Source organism: Variovorax sp. PBL-H6 (assembly GCF_901827155.1).
Lineage (GTDB): Bacteria > Pseudomonadota > Gammaproteobacteria > Burkholderiales > Burkholderiaceae_C > Variovorax.
Genome location: NZ_LR594659.1, coordinates 3,380,239 through 3,402,007 on the forward strand (window position 1 = coordinate 3,380,239; position 21,769 = coordinate 3,402,007).

18 protein-coding genes are annotated in these 21,769 nt (G+C 67.0%); 10 read left to right on the forward strand and 8 right to left on the reverse strand.

The genetic code is table 11. The annotated features are described in order from the left end of the window. Positions 1 to 83: 83 nt before the first annotated feature. Positions 84 to 758 carry a protein-L-isoaspartate(D-aspartate) O-methyltransferase gene (locus tag G3W89_RS15830; protein ID WP_162575081.1) on the reverse strand — a complete coding sequence of 225 codons (675 nt, stop codon included), beginning with the start codon at positions 756 to 758 and terminating at the stop codon, positions 84 to 86. A 256-nt stretch (positions 759 to 1,014) separates the two neighbouring features. Between G3W89_RS15830 and G3W89_RS15835 the strand changes: the two genes are divergently transcribed. The 4 genes from G3W89_RS15835 (at position 1,015) to G3W89_RS15850 (ending at position 9,316) form a co-directional block, all read left to right on the forward strand. Continuing rightward, positions 1,015 to 4,806, forward strand: coding sequence for a Dyp-type peroxidase (locus G3W89_RS15835; protein WP_162575082.1), 3,792 nt, complete (start codon positions 1,015 to 1,017; stop codon positions 4,804 to 4,806). A 192-nt stretch (positions 4,807 to 4,998) separates the two neighbouring features. Then, a complete protein-coding gene (locus G3W89_RS15840) occupies positions 4,999 to 6,021 on the forward strand; it encodes an ABC transporter substrate-binding protein (RefSeq protein ID WP_162575083.1) in 1,023 nt (340 codons plus the stop codon). 1 nt (position 6,022) lies between these two features. Further along, on the forward strand, positions 6,023 to 8,248 hold the full coding sequence (locus tag G3W89_RS15845) for an ABC transporter permease (RefSeq protein WP_162575084.1): 2,226 nt from the start codon (positions 6,023 to 6,025) through the stop codon (positions 8,246 to 8,248). Between the two features lie 21 nt (positions 8,249 to 8,269). After that, a complete protein-coding gene (locus G3W89_RS15850) occupies positions 8,270 to 9,316 on the forward strand; it encodes an ABC transporter ATP-binding protein (RefSeq protein ID WP_162575085.1) in 1,047 nt (348 codons plus the stop codon). 100 nt (positions 9,317 to 9,416) lie between these two features. Here the strand turns inward: G3W89_RS15850 and G3W89_RS15855 are convergent, their stop codons facing one another. The 3 genes from G3W89_RS15855 to guaB form a co-directional block, all read right to left on the reverse strand. Then, a complete protein-coding gene (locus G3W89_RS15855; protein ID WP_332107460.1) occupies positions 9,417 to 12,434 on the reverse strand; it encodes an ATP-binding protein in 3,018 nt (1,005 codons plus the stop codon). Between the two features lie 308 nt (positions 12,435 to 12,742). Continuing rightward, positions 12,743 to 14,356 (reverse strand): glutamine-hydrolyzing GMP synthase, encoded by a 1,614-nt coding sequence (guaA, locus tag G3W89_RS15860; RefSeq protein ID WP_162575087.1) that lies wholly within the window; start codon positions 14,354 to 14,356, stop codon positions 12,743 to 12,745. A gap of 9 nt (positions 14,357 to 14,365) precedes the next feature. After that, positions 14,366 to 15,835 (reverse strand): IMP dehydrogenase, encoded by a 1,470-nt coding sequence (gene guaB, locus G3W89_RS15865; protein ID WP_162575088.1) that lies wholly within the window; start codon positions 15,833 to 15,835, stop codon positions 14,366 to 14,368. A 150-nt stretch (positions 15,836 to 15,985) separates the two neighbouring features. On the opposite strand from guaB, the gene G3W89_RS15870 reads away from it, so the two are divergent. Then, on the forward strand, positions 15,986 to 16,525 hold the full coding sequence (locus tag G3W89_RS15870; protein ID WP_162575089.1) for a DUF4124 domain-containing protein: 540 nt from the start codon (positions 15,986 to 15,988) through the stop codon (positions 16,523 to 16,525). 10 nt (positions 16,526 to 16,535) lie between these two features. Here the strand turns inward: G3W89_RS15870 and G3W89_RS15875 are convergent, their stop codons facing one another. Continuing rightward, entirely contained in the window at positions 16,536 to 16,868 is a 333-nt protein-coding gene (locus G3W89_RS15875) for an RnfH family protein (RefSeq protein WP_162575090.1), read from the reverse strand. Beyond that, on the reverse strand, positions 16,868 to 17,314 hold the full coding sequence (locus G3W89_RS15880; RefSeq protein WP_162575091.1) for a type II toxin-antitoxin system RatA family toxin: 447 nt from the start codon (positions 17,312 to 17,314) through the stop codon (positions 16,868 to 16,870). The genes G3W89_RS15875 and G3W89_RS15880 overlap by 1 nt, the downstream gene beginning before the upstream one ends. 177 nt (positions 17,315 to 17,491) lie before the next feature. Between G3W89_RS15880 and smpB the strand changes: the two genes are divergently transcribed. The 5 genes from smpB to G3W89_RS15905 all read left to right on the forward strand — a co-directional run bounded on the left by smpB (position 17,492) and on the right by G3W89_RS15905 (position 20,335). Beyond that, entirely contained in the window at positions 17,492 to 17,968 is a 477-nt protein-coding gene (smpB, locus tag G3W89_RS15885) for an SsrA-binding protein SmpB (protein ID WP_162575092.1), read from the forward strand. 11 nt (positions 17,969 to 17,979) lie between these two features. Continuing rightward, positions 17,980 to 18,561: a putative colanic acid biosynthesis acetyltransferase gene (locus G3W89_RS15890; RefSeq protein WP_162575093.1), complete on the forward strand. Its 582-nt coding sequence runs from the start codon at positions 17,980 to 17,982 to the stop codon at positions 18,559 to 18,561. A 54-nt stretch (positions 18,562 to 18,615) separates the two neighbouring features. After that, entirely contained in the window at positions 18,616 to 19,125 is a 510-nt protein-coding gene (locus tag G3W89_RS15895; protein WP_162575094.1) for a sigma-70 family RNA polymerase sigma factor, read from the forward strand. A gap of 11 nt (positions 19,126 to 19,136) precedes the next feature. Beyond that, positions 19,137 to 19,877 carry an anti-sigma factor family protein gene (locus tag G3W89_RS15900; RefSeq protein WP_162575095.1) on the forward strand — a complete coding sequence of 247 codons (741 nt, stop codon included), beginning with the start codon at positions 19,137 to 19,139 and terminating at the stop codon, positions 19,875 to 19,877. A gap of 68 nt (positions 19,878 to 19,945) precedes the next feature. Beyond that, positions 19,946 to 20,335 carry a COG4315 family predicted lipoprotein gene (locus G3W89_RS15905; protein ID WP_162575096.1) on the forward strand — a complete coding sequence of 130 codons (390 nt, stop codon included), beginning with the start codon at positions 19,946 to 19,948 and terminating at the stop codon, positions 20,333 to 20,335. A 21-nt stretch (positions 20,336 to 20,356) separates the two neighbouring features. Here the strand turns inward: G3W89_RS15905 and G3W89_RS15910 are convergent, their stop codons facing one another. Both G3W89_RS15910 and G3W89_RS15915 read right to left on the reverse strand, forming a co-directional pair. Beyond that, a complete protein-coding gene (locus tag G3W89_RS15910) occupies positions 20,357 to 20,809 on the reverse strand; it encodes a YXWGXW repeat-containing protein (protein ID WP_162575097.1) in 453 nt (150 codons plus the stop codon). Between the two features lie 73 nt (positions 20,810 to 20,882). Beyond that, a complete protein-coding gene (locus G3W89_RS15915) occupies positions 20,883 to 21,752 on the reverse strand; it encodes a DMT family transporter (RefSeq protein WP_174258323.1) in 870 nt (289 codons plus the stop codon). Positions 21,753 to 21,769 lie beyond the last annotated feature (17 nt).

The window sequence follows — 21,769 nt, forward strand, 5'->3', positions numbered from 1 at the left end:
TGGTTCTTTCGAAGGCCCATGCGGCATCACCGTTCTCCAGAACCGAGGACCGCATCTGAAAGATCTTCCGGGTGTTAGCAGGCTCAGTCTGTCTCCGTGTCCTCCAGCGTCGAGAACAGCACCTGGAAGATCTCCCGTGTCGATAGGGAGCCATTCGCGTCCTTCTCGACCAGCAGCAGTTGCTGCGACTCCGGCAGGCCGGCCGGGATCACCATCCGGCCGCCCGGCTTCAGCTGGTAGATGAGCGCCGGCGGGATCAGCTCCGGCGCCGCGGTGACGATCACCCGATCGAAGGGCGCGTGCTCGGGCCAGCCATGGCAGCCGTTGCCGACCTTCACTTCGATGTTGTGACGGCCCAGCCGGGCCAGCCGCTGCCGCGCCTGCGCGGCCAACTCCTCGATGAGCTCGACGCTGTAGACCTGCCGCGCGAGCTCCGACAGGATCGCTGACTGGTAGCCCAGGCCGGTGCCGATCTCCAGCACCGTGTCGGTCGGGCGCACGCGCAGCAGGTCGGTCATCACCGCGACGATGAAGGGCTGCGAGATGGTCTTGCCGTAGCCGATCGGCAGCGGCGTATCGACGTAGGCATAGGGCCGAAGTTCGATCGGCACGAAGAGGTGGCGCGGCACCTTGCCGAGCGCCTCCATGACTCGCGCGTCGAGCGCCGCCTTGCCCAGGTGCATGGTCGAAAAAATCGTCTTGGCGGCGATCTCCGCGAGCATGCGCTGGTGCAGGGTCGTGAAATCCGGTTCGCTCATGGTGCCTCCTCCGGGGAGGGCAATGCTGACCAGACAATCCTACGCCTGTGCGCGGGCGGAAGACATCGGGAGACACCTCTCCCCCCGCTGGAGGATGCGGAAGCTGCCACGTCAGAGATATCGTCCCCCCGCTGTCACGCAAAGGGCACGATCCTTGCACTTGGCGCCGGCCACGCAGGACAATCCGACCCACTACATTGGCCTCGCATGGCGTGCCACGGCGCGTTGCGCGGCCCTCCACCGGGAGGCAGGGAACATGCGAGCAGAACTGGTGATCAAGGGAAAGAGCCTGACGGGCTCGAGCGACCTGACGCTCCTGGCGTCGATCAAGCCAGGGCTGGTGCCCTCGCTGGACGCCGTCACGTACAAGACGCGAGCCAAGCGCCTGCTCAAGACGTTGCAGGGAGGCCGCGCCTCGCTGCACGAGCACACGCTGCTGCGCCCGATCTCCGATGCGGTGGAGCGCGTGGCCAAGATCCATTCCTTCCGCGTGGCGGTGCTCGAGCCCGAAGACAAGATCCTGCTGGCCGTCACCTTCGACGGCACCTGGGAGGCTTACATCCGCGTGCTGTGGCAGAAGGTCGGCACGCTGCTGGACGTGATTTTCTGCAACTCCGATGGCTACGTGGTCTCGCACGAGGCGGGCTTCGAGGCCTGGGCGGGCTGGGTCCGCAACGTGCAGGTCGAGACCGCCTTCTACTACAACACGCACGGGCTGACGGTCGAGGACGCGCGCTATCTGCGGGACGAAGAGCGCCTGCATCGCCGGCCGCCGGCGCCCTCCTCGCCCGACGCGCAGGCGGCCGAGGCGCTCGCGGCGACGCGCCTGCGCGTGCGCACGCCCGAGGAGATCGCGTGGGAGGCAGCGAGCACGAGCCAGCCGCGGGCCCTCGACGCCAGCCGACAGGCGCTGCAATCGCTGGCCGTCTTGTTTCGCCTCACCGACCTGTACCTGCCCGGCACGGACGATGGCAGGGTCTTGCAACGGGCCGGACGCGACATCCTGCGCGAGTTCGTGTCGCTCATGGAAGGCAGCGCCCTTCCACCCCAGCTGAAGCAGGCGATGCGCGTGCGCTTCGATCGCCAGCTCCGCTGGCTGCTGCCCGAAGACGACCCCAAGGTGACCCGGCCACGCGAGGTGCCGGAGCTGCCGCCGAAGGCGGTGGTGGACGACCCCGGCGACGTGCAGGGCGGCATCCTGCGGTCCTACGAGAGCATCACGCACGGCTGCCTGCTGCTGGTCGCCTTCGATGCACGCGGTGCCGCTGCCGGCCTGCTGGATGAGCTGCGCAAGTCGCTGACGACCGCCACCGGCCAGCCGCCTGCGGGCCAGCCGATCGTCAATGTTGCGCTCACCTACGAGGGCCTGCGCTTCCTCGGCATGCCCGAAGAGCAGTTGGCCTGGTTTCCGCAGGAATTCCGCGAGGGCATGGAGGCGCGGGCCAGCATGCTCGGGGATTTCCGCGCCAACCATCCGCGCCGTTGGCGCCTGCCGCAGCGCTTCGCCCAGGGCGGCGCATCGGAGCACGACACCGCCGTGGAGCTGGCGGCCGTCCACCTCGTGATCCAGCTGCGCATCGGCGCGCCGGGCAACGAAGTGAGCGATCCCGCGGACCGGAACCACCCGCTGCACGGGACGATCGGGAAGCTCTTCGGCAATCCCGGCCAGGGCGGTGCGCGGCCCGGCGTGCGGCTGCTGGCGATCGAGCCGCTGCGCCGATATCTCAACAACAAGGAGCAGATCCAGGAGCACTTCGGCTTTGCCGACGGCGACGGCCAGCCGGTGCTCGACGCCGTGCCCCAGGGTGCCGTGTACCGCAACCAGGTGCATCTGGGCGAGCTGCTGCTCGGCTACCCGAACGAGGCGGATCCCGCACCGCAGGAAGACAGCGATGCGCAGCGCGAGCGCGTCCGCTTCTTCCGGAACGGCAGCTTCCTGGTCGTGCGCAAGCTGCGACAGGACGTGGCCGCGCTCTACGAGACCGTGCGGCGGGGCAGCCGCGACACCGGGCTCGACGAAGACCTGATCTTCGCGAAGCTGATGGGCCGGCGCCGGGACGGCCGGCCGCTCGTCGACGCCACGGCGATCAACGACTTCGACTACCGCGCGGATGGCGAGGGCAAGGTCTGCCCCTTCCACGCGCACATCCGCCGTGCCAATCCGCGGCCGGAAGAAGCGGTCCAGGGGCCGCAGGACGCGCCGGGGCGCCGGCGCCCGCGCATCATGCGCCGGAGCATGTCCTACGGGCCGCGCTATGCGTTTCCGGAGGTGGCCCCCGAGGACGGCTACGTGGACGACGGCCAGGAGCGCGGCTTGATGTTCATGGCCTATAACGCCAGCATCAGCGAGCAGTTCGAGGTCATCCAGCGCTGGCTCGTCGGCGGCAACAGCGCCGGCGGCTTCTCGGGCCAGAGCGATTCGCTGCTCGGCGTGCCCGAGGTGGGCGAAGACCGCAGCTTCCGCTTCGAGCATCCGGTCGACGGCGTGCCGCGGAGCCATCGCATTGCGCTGGATGCGGCGCCCGGCGTGGACGAGGAGTCGCGACCCTACGTGCGAGTGGAATGGGGCGCCTACCTGTTCACGCCCTCGGTCCACGCGCTGCAACAGCTCATCCACCTGGCGGCGCTCGGCCCGCGTCCGCTGCCCGTCTGGTCGGCCGACGAAGGCGAGCAACGCATCAAGGAGCTGCTGCGGCTCGAAGGGGCGCCCTGCCCCGCCCGGGCGATCCTGGCCTGGAAGAGCGCGCTCGAAGATCCGGAGGCACAAGAGAAGTTCATCAGCGCGGGCATCTGGGCCGCCATCCGCGAGCATCACGGCGGCGTGCTGCGCACCGCCTACGGCGTGCTGGTGGCCGATCGCGAGCGCGTGCTGGAAGTGCTGGGCGACGACCTGCACTACACGGTCTCGGGTTACCGGGAACGAATGGACCTGTCGATCGGGCAGATCCACCTGGGCCTGGACCGCGACCGCAGCGGCGAGTACGAGCGGCAGTCGAAAGAGGTCAACAAGGCGATCAGCGGCATCGACAAACAGAGCGCCTTCCGTTCGGCCTTCGCCTTCACCACCGAGGTGCTGAACAAGTTTATCGAGGCCGAAAAAGGCATCGCTCCGCTGCTGGGGCGAAAGCGCTGGGAACTCAACCTCGACACCAAGGAGGTCAGCGACAAGGTGCTGGCGCAGCTGTGCCAGGAGTGGTTCGGCCTGCCCGCCGCGCCCGCGCCGGGCGATCCCGCGCCCACCCTGGTCCCCGGCAGTTGGCGCTGGGACTGGAAGGAAGGCGAGCCCGCGATCTATCCCGCCCAATTCACCGCGCCTTCGCGCTACATCTTCCAGCCCCATCCCGGCGATGACGTAAAGGACTACGGCCAGCGTTACGGAAAGGCGCTCACCGCGGCGCTGCACGCCTTCATCCGCCCCTTCCAGGAAAGCAGGTCCGTCCCGAAGACGCCGCAAGGCCAGGACGCGCCGCTTGCGTCGGCCATCCTCGGCGCCTTTCCCGATGCGCGGCCGGATGACGACTGCGTGGCCCGCAGTCTCGCCGGCGCACTCATGGGCTTCCTTCCTACCGTAGACGGCAATCTGCGGCTGTCGCTCAACGAATGGCTGCGCGACGGCACCTTCTGGTCGCTGCGCACCGCCTGGGCACAGAGCCGGGAGGCGGACGTCTTCGAGAGGGCCAAGGCATTGCTCGAAGCGCCACTGAAGGAAGTGATGCAACTGCGTCCCTCGCCGGAACTCGTCTGGCGGCGCGTCAAGCGCGGCGGCGTCCAACTTGGCCACGAAAGGCTCGTCGAGGGGCAGACGGTGGTCCTGTCGCTGGTATCGGCAACGCAGCAGAGCCTGCGCGAGAACAAGCTCGATGTGACACCGATCTTCGGCGGCAGCCGCACGCAGAACGGCCCGCATCCGGCGCATGCGTGCCCGGGCTACCAGACGGGCATGGGCGTGCTGCTCGGTATTCTTGCCGGCCTGGTCGACGAGAAGGAGAGAATGCGGCCCAGCCCGGCGCCGCTGGCTTTCACCTTCGAGGGCCGGCTCGGCGGTTGAATCGCGACGCAACCAAACTTCCACGGCGCCGAAGGCGCGAACCCGACGTGTCCTCGAACATGACCAGACCGTCGGGACGTGAGTGACGGCGAAGGCCGTCGCCGGATGGTACTTGTACCGATGGGTACGCGCCGCCATGCCAGTTACCCTGCTTTCTCCCAAGGACCCCATTCATTGGAGAGTGGCAAGCGGATGAACAAGAACATGTGGAGACTGGCCGCGATGGCAGCGCTGATGGGTCTGTCGACGGGTGCGCCGGCGCAGACCGTCAATGTGATCTGCTCGGTCCAGGCCGAGTGGTGCAACATGATCTCGACGGTTTATGCGAGGACGACCGGCGTGAAGCTGAACATGTCGCTCAAAGGCTCGGGCGAAGCGTTGGCACAACTGATTGCCGAGCGCGACAACCCGAAGACCGATGTGTGGTTCGGTGGCACCGGTGACCCGCACCTGCAGGCCGCCGAATCGGGTTTGACGCTCGAATACAAGTCGCCCAAACTGCCTGAGCTCTATCCATGGGCCCAGCAACAGGCGCAGCAGTCGGCCTACAAGACAGTCGGCATCTATTCCGGTCCCCTCGGCTTCGCCTACAACACCGAGCTGGCGAAGAAGAAGAAGATGGATGGGCCGCACAGCTGGGCCGATCTGCTCAAGCCCGAGTACAAGGGCGACGTCCAGGTAGCAAACCCCGCGTCGAGCGGCACCGCCTACACCATGATCGCAACGCTGGTGCAACTGATGGGCGAGGACAAGGCCTTCGAGTATTTGAAAGGCTTGCATCGCAACGTGAGCCAATACTCGCGATCGGGCGTCGGGCCGCTCAAGGCAGTGGCTCGCGGCGAAACGGCGGTGGCGATCTGCTTCATCCACGATGCGCCACAGGAGCGCATGGCAGGCTTTCCGGTCGCTGCGCTGACGCCTTCGGAGGGCACCGGCGCGGAGATCGGCTCGATGAGCATCATCAAGGGTGCGCGCAACCTCGAGCAGGCCAGGAAGTTCTACGAATGGGCACTCACGCCGCAGGCCCAGACCTTCGGCGCGTTGACCAAGCAATACCAGCTGCCGTCGAACAAGGCGACACCGGTGGATGCCAACGTTCCCGACTTCAAGAAGATCAAGTTGATCAGCTACGACTACGCGAAGTACGGACAGAGCTCCGAGCGCAAGCGGCTGATCTCCCGTTGGGAAAAGGAAGTCGGCTCCTTGCCGCACTAGCGTGAGCGCACCCGTGCGCGGGCGGCCCGGCTCCGCAGGCGCCATCTGGTGGTGCATCGCGATCGGCTGCGCGGCCTACCTCCTCCTGCCCTGGTACGCGATTCAGGACACCAGTTGGTACGAAGCCCTGCCGGACATCTTCGGCAAGGGAGAAGGCGCAAATGGCGTCATGCAGGCCATGCTGCAGGGCCGCGCCTGGCTCTGGGTCGGTATTGCCGGCCTGGCCATCTGCGTCGCAGGTGCCTTGCTGCGTCCAGGGCGCGCACAGGGTCAGGTACTCCTGGCCGGTGGCGCGGTGGGTTTTCTCGGCCTGGCACTGACGGGCTTCCTGATCGGGTCCAAGGGCTGGTCCTTCGCAGCCCTCGAGGCGCGTCTCGGGGAGTTGCCATTGCATCAGTTCGGCATCGGCGCTGGAGGCTTCATCGCACTCGCCGCACTGCTGCTGCTCGCCGCCTTCGGGCTGGCACGCATGGGTTACTTCCGCGGCGACCTGTTCGTCTCCGCCGCGGTGATGGGATGCGGTGCGTTGATGGCACTGTTCATTGCCTACCCGGTGAGCAAGGCGCTGGCGAGCGCTTTCCTCGACGAGGGCGGACTCTTTTCGCTCCATGCTCTTTTCGGCCGGATCGGCACCGAGCAGGTCTGGGGACTTGGCTGCCTGGCCGGCGGAGTGCGTTGCGGCGTTGCGTGGAACACCCTCGCACTGGCGCTTCTCACCGCGTCCGGGACGACCCTGCTCGGCACCTTGCTTGCGCTGATGGCCGAGCGCGGCGGCCGAAGATGGCGCCGGCCTCTGGGCGTGCTCGCTGTGCTGCCGATCATCACGCCGCCCTTCGTGGTCGGCCTTGGGCTGATCCTGCTGTTCGGCCGCGCCGGCGTCGTCAACCAACTGCTCGAAAGCACATTCGGCATCGAGCCGACGCGTTGGTTCTATGGCCTGCCCGGCATTCTTGTCGCGCAGCTTTTCGCCTTCACCCCGATTGCGTTCATGATCATGCGCGGCGTGGTGCAGGGGGTCGCACCGAGCCTCGAAGAGGCCGCCCAGATGCTGCGCGCCGACCGTCGCCGCACCTTCTTCACGATCACCTTGCCTCTGATTGCGCCCGGGCTGGCCAATGCGTTCCTCGTTGGCTTCATCGAGAGCATCGCCGACTTCGGCAACCCCGTGGTCGTAGGCGGCCAGTTCTCGGTGCTATCGACCGACATCTTCTTTGCGATCGTCGGCGCGCAATACGACCAGGGACGCGCCGCCTCCCTGGCGTGGGTACTGACCCTCTTCGCACTCGGCGTGTTCGCGATCCAGCGGGCCCTGCTCGGCAAGCGCAGCTTCACGACGGTGACCGGCAAGGGCGACGCGGGCATTCCGATGGCGCTTCCGTCCGGCGTGCGGCGCGCCATCCAGTTCATTGCGCTGCCTTGGATCGCCTTCACGCTGGTGGTCTATCTGTTCGCCTTCGCGGGCGGTTTCGTGCAGACCTGGGGCCGGGACTACACCTTCACGTTGCGCCACTTCCACACCGCCTTCGCGCTCGAATGGAGCCAGTTCGGCCTGGTCTGGGCGGGGACTGCGTGGCACTCGCTGATCACCACGGTCAAGCTCGCGGCCATCGCGGCACCGCTCACGGCGGCGCTCGGGCTGCTGATCGCATGGCTGCTGGCGCGCAACGTCTTCCGGGGACAGGGCGCCTTCGAATTCGGCACGCTGCTGGCCTTTGCAATTCCGGGAACGGTGCTGGGCGTGAGCTACATCCTGGCCTTCAACGTGCCGCCGCTCGAGCTGACCGGGACGGGCCTGATCATCGTGCTGTGCTTCATGTTTCGAAATCTGCCGGTCGGCGTACGTGCCGGGACCGCAGCTTTCAAGCAGCTCGACCGTTCGCTCGACGAGGCATCGTTGATGCTGCGCGCCTCGACCTCGCAAACCCTGTTCAAGGTCGTGCTGCCGCTGCTGAAGCCGGCCGTGGCCACCGCCCTGGTCTACAGCTTCGTACGCGCGATGACCACGGTCAGCGCGGTCATCTTCCTCGTCACGGCCGAAAACGAACTGGCCACCACCTACATCATCAGCCGGGTCGGCAACGGAGACTACGGCGTCGCGCTGGCCTATTGCACCGTCATGATGCTGTTGATGGGCCTGGCGATCGCGCTGGTGCAATTCCTCGTCGGAGAGCGCCGGCTTGGAAGGCGCATGGCTGTAGCGCCCGCGATGACCGTGACGGCCCAGTGAGGCAAGACAGAAAGCACAGGAATGAGCACCGGCATCGAACTTCGCGACATCACCAAGCGCTACGGCGACGACCCGCGCGCGCCGCTGGCGGTCAAGGGAATCAGCTTCGAGGTGCCCAAGGGAACGCTCACCACGATCCTCGGGCCGTCCGGCTGCGGCAAGACCACCACCTTGCGCATGATCGCGGGCCTGGAGACGCCGAGCTCGGGCAGGATCATCATGGGTGGGCGCGACGTGACCACGCTGGGCCCGGCGGAGCGCAACGTCAGCATGATGTTCCAGAGCTACGCCCTCTTTCCGCACATGAACGTGATCGACAACGTCGGCTATGGACCCCGGATGAGCGGGTTGCGGCGGGAAGAGGCGCGGGCACGAGCTCGCGAGGCATTGCGCGGCGTCGGCCTCGTGGATTACGACGATCGGCTGCCGAGCGAACTGTCGGGCGGCCAGCAGCAGCGAGTGGCACTCGCCCGAGCGCTCGTGCTCGAACCCGAGATTCTGCTGTTCGATGAACCCTTGTCGAACCTCGATGCACGACTGCGCCGCGAGATGCGCGAGGAGATTCGCAACCTGCAGCAGCGCCTCGGCCTGACGGTGGCGTACGTCACCCACGACCAAAGCGAAGCGCTGGCGGTGAGCGACCAGATCATCGTGATGGACAACGGCGTGATTGCACAACGGGGCAGCCCGCAACAGCTCTACGGTCGCCCTGAAAGCGAGTTCGTCGCCGCATTCATGGGCGAGGCCATGGTGTTCCCGGCCCTCGCCCATGCTGATGGCCGGGTGGACCTCGGGCCGCTGACGCTGCCGTCCAGGCACAGCATCGCGCCCGGCATCGTCAAGGTCGCGGTGCGGCCCGAGGCGTGGCTCATCGACTCGGCGGTCGGACTGCCTGCAATTGTGCGCAAGGTGGTCTACCTGGGCAGCGTCTACGAGTATGTATTCGAGACGGAACTGGGCTCGGTGTTTGTTGTCTCGCCCGATCTTTCGCGCCCTCTGAACATCGGCGCGCAAATCAACTTGTCGTTGGCCGCCCACGGCGTTTCCGTAGTGCCTGCGGCTGCATGAAGGCAAAGATGCGGCACATTGCGCATCGCTCGACAGGAGCGGCGCGCATCACGCAACCTGATCCCGCCCCGTGGCTGCGTAGCCTTCGATGGTGCGCCGGTCAGAGCATGCCGCGCGTGCGCTCGGCGCGCTCCAGGTGCCAGCGCATGTTCATCTGCTCGAAGGCGAGGCAGGCGGCATCGAGCAGCCGCTGCGCCTCGCCGACGCGGCCCCGGCCCACCTCGATCTGAGCCCGGGACAGCTGCGTCGCGGCCATCTCGTGTGCCGAGCCGCGCACCTGTGCCGAGCACTCGGCACGGTCGAGGTAGTGCTCGGCCCTCGCGAAGTCGTTGAGCTTGGCGGCAGCGCGTGCGAGCGCGCGGCACCCGAGGGCCTCGCCGATGCGATCGTGCTGGCGCACCCGCATGAAGAGCCGCGCTGCATGGTGCCTCGCCTCCTCGGCGCGGCCGCTGGCGACCGCGCCGTCGACCAGCCAGCCATGATTGAGCGAGGTGGCGAGCGCGCCCTTGCGCGCCTCGATCCACGCGGTGGCGTCCCTTACCGCCTGAAGGGCGTCGGGATCGCGCGTCAGGGTCCACTGCGCATACCCGGCGAGCGCACGACCCATGGCGAGCTGCTGGCGGCTCTTCACGTGTTCGGCAATCTCCGACGCACGCTCGGCCACGCGCAGGGCCTCTTCCCAGCGCCCTTGCCACTGGTAGACGACGCTGATCCAGTGGTGTACCGATGCCGAGACCTGGTGCAGCGAATCGCCCACCAGCAGCAAGGCCTCGGCGAAGCACTCGTCGGCCTGGGCGAAGCGGCCCTGGTCGCCGAGCAGGTAACCCTTGCAGGCCAGGGCATAGGCAGAGCCGACAGCGAGGCTGCTGCCGGGCCTGCTCTGGCGCCGCTTGCTGTCGACCGCAGAGTCCAGCAGCACGAGCGCCCGGCCGTAGTCGCCGGCCGCCAGCAGTGCCTGGCCCAGCGTGGCGCGCACCTGTGCGGCCAGGCGGGCATCGCCGATCTGCGTGGCGAGATCGAGTGCGGCTTCGCAGTGCGCGATCGCCGCCTTGGACATGCCCTTGGCATAGCAGATGTAGCCGAGCCAGTAGGAGGCCCGCGCGATCGCGTCCATGCTGGCGCTCTGGCGCGCCAGTGCCAGCCCGCGCTCGAAGATCGCCACGCCGTCAGCCAGACCCAGCGGATCGAAGACGCAGGCCATGCCCAGCTTCTGCGCGATCGCGCACCAGCGCAGCGCCAGCTCGCGGGACGGTTGACGTGACACCAGCTCGTCCAGCGCCTTCAGCGCGGCGGAGTATTGGGAACGGGCGCGGTCCAGCGCCGAGGCGGCCATGGCCTTGTCGCCGGCCAGCTCCGCGTAGCGTGCCGCGGGCTCGCCCATTGCGGCAGCGGCGCAGTGATAGGCCAGGGCTTCGTAGAGCTCCTCCTGGGCCGCGCCTTCGCCACGGCCTTCAAGCACCTGCGCGATGCGGCGATGCATTTCGCGACGCCGGTGCAGGCCGACGGCCTCGTAGATCACGTCGCGGGTGATGCCATGTTTGAAGCGCAGCGTGCCCTGCTGCTCGCCCGCAAAGACGAAATCCTGCTCGGCCAGCGCAATCACGAGCGGATCGTCCGCGCCATGCCCGGTGACCTGTTCCAGCAACCAGGCCGGAAATACGCCGCCGATGACGGCCGCCGCCCGCAGCACTTCGGCCTGCGCGGGCGGCAGGCGCTCGACCCGCGATTCGATCAATGCCGTGAGCCAGGCAGCGCTGCCCAGGCGGAGCTCGCGCAGCCACTCCCCGCCCTGTGCCGAGGCCGAATGGCACAGCTCCTCGATGAACAGCGGGATGCCGCCGGCGTAGCGCTGGATCTCGGCCACGACGAAGGGATCGGCGCCGGGCAGCAGGTGGCGGGTCGCCCTGGCGGCCTCGCCGTCGTCCAGCGGCTGCAGCTCTAGCGTGGTGATGGGCGCGAGGAACAGGCTTTCGCCGGCCGCGGCCCGTGTCATGGCGACGACCAGGATCGGCGCTTGCAGCGACAGCACCGCATCGAGCGCCTGTTGGCTCGCCTCGTCCGCCCACTGCCAGTCGTCCACCACCAGCATGAGCGGCTGGCGTGCCGCGAGCTGCGCGAACAGGTTCCGCAGCGCCGGCACCGCCGCGCCCGGACTGAGCTGGCGCGCCTCCTCGCGCGGCGAAACGAGCTGCCGCGCCTGGGCCAGCACCGCAGCGGCGCCCTCTTGCAGCTCCAGCCCGGCCAGCAGCGGATGCGCCTGCGCGGACTCGGCCGGCAAGCCCGGCGACAGCCCGAACAGTGCGCGCAGCATCTGCAGGAAAGGCTGCAGGGGTTCGGCAAGATAGGTGCCGCAGTAGCCCTGGAGCACCAGGCATTCGCCGGCGGCGGCGTGGCGGCGCAGTTCGTCCACGAGGCGCGTCTTGCCGACACCGGGGCCACCCGACACGACGATGCACTGCGGCGCGCCGGCGATTGCCAAGCGCAGGCGATCGCGCAGCAGGCGCAGCGCCGGCTCGCGGCCGACGAAGGGGCAGAGGCGGCGCCGCTCCATCGCCTCCAGGCGCGTCGGCGTGGGCGCACGGCCCAGCACCCGGCACACGGCCAGCGGCGGCGTGCGGCCCTTGAGCAGCACCAGCACGGGTTCGCTGGAAGTGAAGAACTGGGAATACGGCCCGAGCGTCTCCTCGCTGACGCAGATGTCGTCACGCTCGGCGAGGTCCGACAGGCGCGCGGCGATGTTCGGCACGTTGCCCAGCAGCTCGAAGCGGCCGCGCTCCACGTCGCCATCGGAAATGAGCACGAGTCCGGCGTGAATGCCGGAATGCAGCGTCAGCGCGCCCGCCGGGAATCCAGCGCCGTTGATGGCGAGCCGGCTGACCGCCGCGTGCAGCTCGAGCGCGGCCTCGGTCGCACGCCGCCCATCGTCCTCGCGCGTCTCGGGATAGCCGAAGAAGGCCAGCACGCCGTCTCCCTGGATGCGGGCGATATTGCCGCCATGGCGCGGAATGATCTCGCGGCAGAGCCGGCGCAGTTGCGCGAGCACTTCGGCGTAGAGCTCCGACTCCATCAGCTCGCCGAGGCGGGTGGACTCGGAGAGATCGGAAAAGAGGATGGTCAGGTACCGCCGCTGCCCGGAGGCGTCGTCGGTTGCGTCATCTGCAGCGGCAGTTTCTTCTTCGGAGGGGGGGACATTTTGGGGCGCTGGGACTGCACGGCCCGCTTCCCCAGGCTGGGGTCACCGAGACCGACTACTTTGGTAGTCTAAGTCCTACAGCAACAAATGGAAGCACCCAAGTGTCCCGCAAAGGCGCGAGGCCCCCCCGGGCCTCTTGTGACGGTTTCGGTCAGCGGACAGGAAGTGCGCGCTGTCCCCCGACCGTCGCGGTCAATGGCTCGGCCGATTGGCGGTGGTCCCGGAGCCCGATTTCACTCCCACTCGATCGTCGCCGGCGGCTTGCTCGACACGTCGTAGGTCACCCGGTTGATCCCATGCACCTCGTTGATGATGCGGCCGGACACCTTCTTCAGCAGCGCATAGGGCAGCTCGGCCCAATCGGCGGTCATGAAGTCGCTGGTCTGCACGGCGCGCAGCGCGACCACGTAGTCGTACGTGCGGCCGTCTCCCATGACGCCCACGCTCTTCACCGGCAGGAAGACGGTGAAGGCCTGGCTGGTCAGGTCGTACCAGCTCTTGCCGGACGACGCGTCCTTGAAGTTGCGCAGCTCTTCGATGAAGATCGCGTCGGCCTGGCGTAGCAGATCGGCGTATTCCTTCTTCACCTCGCCAAGGATGCGCACGCCCAGGCCAGGGCCGGGGAATGGATGGCGGTACACCATCTCAGGCGGCAGGCCAAGGGCTACACCCAGCTCGCGCACCTCATCCTTGAAAAGGTCTCGCAGCGGCTCCAGCAACTTCAGGCCCAACTGCTCGGGCAGGCCGCCCACGTTATGGTGGCTCTTGATGGTGACGGCCTTCTTGCTCTTGGCGCCGCCCGACTCGATCACATCGGGATAGATGGTGCCCTGCGCCAGCCACTTGGCGCCCTTGGCGCCGGCGTTGGTGAGCTTGAGTGCCTCCTGCTTGAAAACGGTGATGAACTCGCCGCCGATGATCTTGCGCTTGGCCTCGGGGTCGTTCACACCGGCCAGCTTGCCCAGGAAGAGCTCGCTCGCATCGACGCGGATGACCTTGGCGTGAAGCTTGCCGACGAACATGTCCATCACGATGTCACCCTCGTCGAGGCGCAGCAGGCCGTGGTCGACGAACACACAGGTGAGCTGGTCGCCGATGGCTCGGTGGATCAGCGCCGCAGCGACCGAGGAGTCGACCCCGCCGGACAACCCGAGGATCACCTCCTCGTCGCCCACCTGCTTGCGGATTGCCTCCACGGCCTCGGCGATGTGGTCGCGCATGACCCAGTCAGGCCTGACGCCGCAGATGCCAAGCACGAAGCGCTCGAGGATGGCCTTGCCCTGCTGCGTGTGCGTGACCTCTGGGTGAAACTGCAGCGCATAGAAATGCCGTTCCTCGTCGGCCATTCCGGCAATGGGACAGCTCTCGGTGGAGGCCATCAGCTTGAAGCCGGGCGGCAGCTCGGTGACCTTGTCGCCATGACTCATCCAGACGTTGAGCATGCCGTGCCCTTCGTCTGTATTGAAATCGGCGATGTCGCGCAGGAGCTCGGTGTGTCCGCGCGCACGCACCGCCGCGAAGCCGAATTCGCGCTTGTGTCCGCCTTCGACCTTGCCGCCGAGCTGGTGCGCCATCGTCTGCATGCCGTAGCAGATGCCCAGCACCGGCACGCCCAGCTCGAACACCGCCTGCGGTGCCTTGTCCGTCGACTCTTCATAGACGCTCGCATGGCTGCCGGAGAGGATCACGCCCTTGAGCGCACCGTCCTTCGCGTACTCGCGCACCCATTCGTCGGTGACGTCGCAGGGATGGACTTCGGAATACACGTGCGCCTCGCGCACCCGACGGGCGATCAGTTGCGTGACTTGCGAGCCGAAGTCGAGGATGAGGATTTTCTGATGTTGCATGGGCGAGTCTTATTCCGCCCGGTAATTCGGCGCTTCCTTGGTGATCTGCACGTCGTGTACGTGGCTCTCGCGGATACCGGCGGTGGTGATTTCGACGAACTCGGCCTTGGTCTTCATTTCTTCGATGGTGGCGCAGCCGCAGTAGCCCATGCTGGCGCGCAAGCCGCCGGACATCTGGTAGACGATGGAGACCATCGACCCCTTGTAGGGCACGCGGCCTTCGATACCCTCGGGAACCAGCTTGTCAGCGTTGGGATTGCCGGTGCTCGATTCCTGGAAGTAGCGGTCGGCACTGCCCTGCTGCATGGCGCCGATGGAGCCCATGCCACGGTAGCTCTTGTAGCTGCGGCCCTGGAACAGCACGATCTCTCCCGGGGCCTCTTCGGTGCCGGCGAACATGCCACCCATCATCACGGTGCTGGCACCGGCAGCGATGGCCTTGGCGATGTCGCCCGAATAGCGAATGCCGCCGTCTGCAATCAGCGGTATGCCGCTGCCCTGCAGCGCTGTTGCGACGCTGTCCACTGCCATGATCTGCGGCACGCCAACACCTGCCACGATGCGCGTGGTGCAGATGGAGCCCGGGCCGATGCCGACCTTGACGGCATCGGCGCCCGCATCGGCCAACGCGCGGGCGGCATCGCCGGTGGCGATGTTGCCGCCGATCACATCGACCTGCGGGTAGTTCTTCTTCACCCAGCGCACCCGTTCGATTACGCCGGCGCTGTGGCCATGGGCGGTGTCGACCACGATCGCATCGACACCGGCCTTGACCAGCGCCTCGACGCGCTCTTCCGTGCCCTCGCCCACACCCACGGCCGCGCCTACGCGCAGCCGGCCGCTGGCGTCGCGCGCGGCATTGGGAAAGCTGGTCTGCTTGGTGATGTCCTTGACGGTGATCAGGCCCTTGAGCTCCCAGGCGTTGTTGATCACCAGCAGGCGCTCGAGCTTGTGCTTGTTGAGCAGGGCCTTGGCCTCGCTCAGTGTCGTGCCGTCGGGCACGGTGATCAGCTTCTCGCGCGGGGTCATGATCTCACTCACCGGCACGTCGTAGCGGCTCTCGAAGCGAAGGTCGCGGCCCGTGACGATGCCGACCACCTTGCCGCCGTCCACCACCGGGAAACCGGAGATGCCGAGCTCTTCCGACAGCTGCAAGACCTGCAGCACGGTATGGGTGGGCGTGATCACCACCGGGTCGCGCAGCACGCCCGATTCGTACCGCTTGACCTTGGCCACGTGAGCGGCCTGCTCGGCGGCGGTGAGATTCTTGTGCACGATCCCGATGCCGCCCTCTTGCGCAATGGCGATCGCGAGGCGCGCTTCGGTCACCGTGTCCATGGCCGCGGAGACCAGCGGCAGGTTCAGCGTGATATTGCGGGAGAGCTTGGTGGCGAGGGATGTGTCCTTGGGGAGGACCTGGGAGAAGGCTGGCACCAGCAACACGTCGTCGAAGGTGAGCGCTTTGCCGAGAAGGCGCATGGGTGAAGCTCCAAAAGACGGATTGTAACGATGGGCCCATGTCCAGCCGACGTGCGGGCTCATCGCGAATGTTGGCCAAATGCCTCGCCGAACCTGGAAAAGCGCAAGGGAAACGTTGCAAAACGTAAGTCGCGGCTAAACTGCCACCTCATGAAGCTCGCGCACCTGCTCGTACTCGGATCGGCCTGCCTCCTTGGGGCGACAGCCGCTCAGGCCCAATGGCAATGGGTCGACCAGAACAACAAGAAGGTCTTCAGCGACCAGGCACCACCCCCCGATATTCCCGACAAGAACATCCTTCGCCGCCCCGGCGCCGCTTCCTCTCGCCTCAGCTTCAGTCCCGCTCCCGCGGCCGCGCCGGAGGCGGACAGTACGCAGGCTGCCGCCTCGCCGGCTGCGGCCCCGCGCCCGCCGGGCGGCGCCAAGCCCCCCGGCGTGGACAAGGAACTCGAGGAAAAGACTCGCAAAGCCGAGGAGGCCGAGAAGGCCAAGCAGGCTGCGGAGGCGCAGAAGGTGGCCCAGGCCAAGACCGAAAACTGCAAGCGCGCACGTGAAGGCAAGGCCACGATGGACAGCGGCATCCGCGTCGCCCGCCTGAATGCTCAGGGCGAGCGCGAGATCATGGACGACAAGCTGCGCGCCGCCGAAGCGCAGCGGCTGCAGTCGTTGATCGACAGCGACTGCAAGTAGTCGAACGGCTTCAGTACCCCGCTTTGCCGCCCTTGCGCCGGCGTGCGAAGAGTCCCGTCCCCCTCGCCCCCTGTTGCCGGAATCGCTCGCGTCGTGCGATCTTCGGATCGACCGTCAGTGGACGGCACAGCTCGATGCGGTCGAGCGCATGCAGCGGCTGTTCCCATTCCACGGCGCGGCCCCAGATGCCGGGCACCATGGCTTGCAAATCAAGCTGCGGATAGCGCGCGGGCAGGCTGCTCGACTGCACTGCATCGCGCACGGTAGCGCCATCTGCCAAGTCGAGTTCCTCTTCGAACACCTCGCGTGGCGCCGGCGAATACGCAACCGTCACGTGGAGCATCAGCTCTGGCCGTAGATATGCTCAGCGCGCTTGACGAAGGCTTCGACCAGGTTGGAGGCGATCTTGTCGAACACCGGCCCGACCAGCGCCTGCAGCGCGAAATTGCTGAAGCCATAGCTGAGATTGAGTTCGACGCGGCAGGCGCGTTCGCCCTCCTCTCCCACGGGGGTGAACTTCCAGACCCCGTCGAGATTGGAAAAGGGGCCATCGACCAGTCGCAGATGCACCTCGCGGCCCGGCACATGGGTGTTGCGAGTGGTGAAGCTGTGATGGAAGCCGCTGAAGGCCAGCCCTACCTCCGCCGTCATGCCACCTTCGTCCTGCTCGATCACGCGGGCCTTGTCGCACCACGGGAGGAACTCAGGATATTTCGCCACGTCAATGACCAGGCTGTACATTTCCTCGGCGCTGTACCAGATCAGGATGGACTTGTGGACTGCTTTCATGAGATCGGCTGGAGGCGGCGTTCGATTGTATGAAGGGCCGCCACGCTGACCGTTCCGCCGCCTCGCGCGACCGCCGCGACTCGGGCCATTCAGCAGCGCTGGTTCATTTCATAGAATCGCACGGGTGTGTGCGTTTGACCGTTGTGTGGATGCCATGCGCCCCCACCTGACGAAGCCATGGCCACCAAGAAACAAGACACCTCCTCCCGGATCGCCGACAACAAGAAGGCAGCGTACAACTATTTCTTCGAAGAGCGCTTCGAGGCCGGCATGGTGCTGGAAGGCTGGGAGGTCAAGTCGCTGCGCGAGGGCAAGGTGCAGCTGACCGATGGCTATGTGGTGGTCCGGGACGGGGAGCTGTTCGTGATCGGCTGCCAGATCAATCCGTTGAAATCCGCCTCGACGCACATCAACCCGGACTCGGTGCGCACCAAGAAGCTGTTGCTGCACAAGGAGCAGATCCGCCGCCTCGTGGGCAAGGTCGAGCAGAAGGGCTACACGCTGGTCCCGCTCAACCTGCATTGGAAAGCCGGCAAGGTGAAATGCGAGATCGCACTGGCCAAGGGTAAAGCCGAGCACGACAAGCGCGACACCATCAAGGACCGCGAAGGCAAGCGGGAAGTCGAGCGCGCGATGAAGAGCCGCAACCGCTGAAGGACAACGCCATGGCTGCCAGACCGCTCGACGCTCAGAGAACCAAGCCCCTCGAGGGCGGCCCCAGCTTCTCGCTGCGCAACCGCCTGCTGCGCGCGGCCTGGAACGTGAGCTGGGCAGTGCTGGCCTCCTGGACGCCACCGCAGATGCGCTTCTGGCGGCGGTTCCTGCTCAAGCTCTTCGGCGCGCAGCTGGGCGAAGCCTGCGATGTGCGCGGCAGCGCGCGGGTCTGGTACCCGCCCCACCTGCACCTCGCTGATCGCGCTCTGCTCGCCGAGCGGGTCAATTGCTACAACATGGCGCCGATCACGCTGGGCCGTGCCGCGCTGGTGTCGCAGGGCGCGCATCTTTGCGCCGGCAGCCACGACATCGCGTCGGCCACCTTCCAGTTGACCGCCAGCCCCATCACCATCGGCGCGGGCGCCTGGATCGCGGCCGAGGCCTTCGTCGGTCCGGGCGTGGACGTGGGCGAAGGCGCGGTGCTCGGCGCGCGCGCCGTGGCCTTCCGATCGCTTGATGCCTGGACCGTCTATGGCGGGAACCCCGCGAAGGCGATCAAGCCGCGGGTGCTGCGAGCTGTCGACCACGGCTGACGTTTTTTTCGAGGCGCAGGGAATAAGCTGCGGTCTTCCGGCGTTCATGCAGCAATGGATTCCCGCGCACTCATCGACCAGATCCCCAGCCTCAGGCGCTATGCACGCGCCCTGACCGGCGACGCATGGGCGGCCGATGACCTGGTGCAGGACACACTGGAACGCGCCTGCCGCAAGTGGCAGCTGTGGATCGTCGGCAGCGACCTGCGGGCTTGGCTGTTCACCATCATGCACAACGTCTTTGCGAGCCAGGTCCGCCGCGCACCGCCACGCGCTGTAGTCGACATCGACGAAGTCGCCGCGCAGCTGCCCAGCACGGAGGGTGCGCGCGACCGTGCCATAGACCTGCAGCGTTGCCTGTTGCTCCTGCCGGAGGAGCAGCGCGCCGCGTTGCTGCTGGTGGCGCTCGAAGACATGTCCTATGCGCAGCTGTCCAGGGTGCTGAACGTTCCGCTCGGCACCGTCATGTCCCGCCTGGCGCGAGCGCGCGTGCGCCTGCAGGAACTGATGGAAGGCGCCCCGCCGCCGGCAGCCAGCCGCCCAGGGCTGCGCCGCCTCAAGTAAAGCGCATCGCCATGAAGCCGCCTTCATCCTCGGCCCCCGACACCGACCAGCCCGCCTGGCGGACGCAGCGCGACGCGCTGCGCCGGCTGCACAGCGAGGTGCTGGACGAGTCCATCCCGCCTTCCCTGCTGGCAGCCGCCGAAATGGTGGCGGCGCGCCAGGATCAGCATGCGCGCTGGATGCGCTGGAGCGGCATAGCGGCCGGGCTGCTTGTCGCGTTTGGCGCCGGCTGGCTAGGCAGCGCCGAATGGACAACGCAGCGCCAGGCCTTGCAGGCCAAGGCACCGCCCACACGCGAGTTCGTACATGCTGCCGCGGTGGCGCATGCCCTCTACGCGCCGGAGAAGCGACATCCCGTCGAGGTTGCCGCGGCCGAGCAGGACCATCTGGTGCAATGGCTTTCCAAGCGGCTGAACAAGCCGCTCAAGGTGCCCGAGCTGTCGGCGCAGGGCTACGCGCTGGTCGGCGGGCGTCTGGTGCCCGGCAGCCAGGGCGCGCGGGCACAGTTCATGTTCGAGCGCGGGGATGGCGAGCGCCTGACGCTCTACATCGGCAGCCTGGACGCCTCTGCGATACAGCCGACACAGCAGCAGCCGCAGCCGCTTCCGGGAGAAACAGCGTTCCGCTACTCGGCGGAGGGGCCAGTGTCCAGCTTCTACTGGGTCGACCAAGGCTTCGGCTACGCACTCACCGGCAACCTGCCCCGTGAAGTGCTGCTGAGCCTGGCAGGCGCGGTGTACCGCCAGCTTTGATGGAAGGCCGGAACGCGAGCCGCGTCGGCCTGTTTGGTGTGTTTGTTCAACAAGGAGAAAACTTCATCATGAAACTGCTCAGCGCCTCGATTCTCGCGGCTGCACTGCTTGCCGGCTGCGGCGGCATGTCCAGGATGGCCTCGGCGCCAGACACCCCGACCCGGACCGCCGACGGCGTGCTGATCGGGCCGACCGGCATGACGCTCTACACCTTCGACCGCGACGCCGCCGGCAGCGGCAAGTCGGCCTGCAACGGACCCTGCGCGACGAACTGGCCGCCGCTGCTGGCACCCGAGATGGCCAAGCCGATGGGCGCATACACCATCGTCATGCGTGACGACGGCAAGCGCCAATGGGCGTACAAGGGCTCGCCGCTGTACTACTGGAGCAAGGACGCCAAAACCGGTGACAAGACCGGCGACGGCGTCAACAACGTCTGGAAGCTGGCGCGGCCCTGACCAGCACCAGGGGTGCTGCGATCAGCAGTTCCCCTTCTTCGCCTGCCCGGGCGGGCAGTGGTAACGACCACCATGGCGACCATCGTCATGGCCGCGATGGCCGTGACGATCGTCGTGCCGCTCGTCGTGGTCGTGACGGTCATCCCGATAGCCGCGCCTTTCCGCCCGCCGCCAGTTTGGTTCGGACCAGCGCCAGCCACCATCCGCACGCACCCAGTTGCCGGGTGCATAGACATAGTCCGGCCGCGCGCGTTCCCAGTAGCCCGCGCGCCAGCCATAGTCGTTCTGCTGCCAATGCCAGTTGCCCGGCACCCAGACAAAACCGGCGCGCGGTGCTGGCACGACCTCATACCGAGGCGCCGGCGGCGCGATGGTGATGAGGCCGGGCACGTTGATGTTGACCGACACCTGGGCCGATGCCCCCACGGACGCCGAAGCCGCGACAACGGCCAGCAGAAAAGCAGAAAGACGCATCGATATCCCCCTCATTGGATGAAAAGTCTTGAACGCGCCCGAGCCGGGCGCGAAATCGGTGGAAGCACGGATGCTATTGGGTTCCGCGGACTGATAAGGCCGCCGCGCGTCGGCCGCGCAGGCCGAACCACTCGTTGAACACCAGGGCTCCAATCACGAGTGCGCCGCCCATCACCACCGTCGGCGACGGCGCCTCGCCCGCGCCGACCCACGCCAGCGTGATGCCGAAAATGATCTCAAGCAGTGCGAGCAAGGCCACTTCGGGCGCCTTCAGCACCCGCGCGCACAAGACGGAGAGCACGCAGGGAATCGCAAGCTGGAACAAACCCAGGAACGCAAGCAAGCCGATGTCGCGTGCGTTGGCCTGGAAAGGCCAGGCCAGCGGCAGCGTCAACAGCGAAGAAAGTGCAGCGCCCACCAGCACCGAGGGCACGAGGTCCACGTCGTGCCCCTTCGCGTGGGCATGTTGCACCACGGTCCAGTTGCAGGCGCCGGCCAGGGGCACGCACAGCGCCACCAGCGTGCCGGCCAGCAGCCCTTCTCCCAGTTGGGTGCCGTACATCCAGCCGATGCCCAGGCCGGCCATCACGATGGCCGCCCAGGTACGCGCCGGCAGCCGGTGACCAATGAAGAGCCGGGAAGCGAGCGCGGTCAGGAGCGGCCCGAGGGCCATGGTCACGAGCACATTGGCCACGCTGGTCAGCGTAAGCGCCACCATGAAGGCAGTGAACATCACGCACCAGCAAACGCCGGAGATCCAGAGCGCCCGGCTGCCGGTACGGACCTTCGAGAACACGGCCCGGCCCTGCCAGACCGGCAGGATCACCAGCAATGCCGCGAGAGTGAAGAAGCTGCGCCAGAAGGTGACCTCGAAGCTGCGCGCATGCTCGAGGTGGCGCGTGATGACGCCCGCAGTAGCCCACATCAGGGTCACTGCGACCATCAGCCAGATGGCGCGGC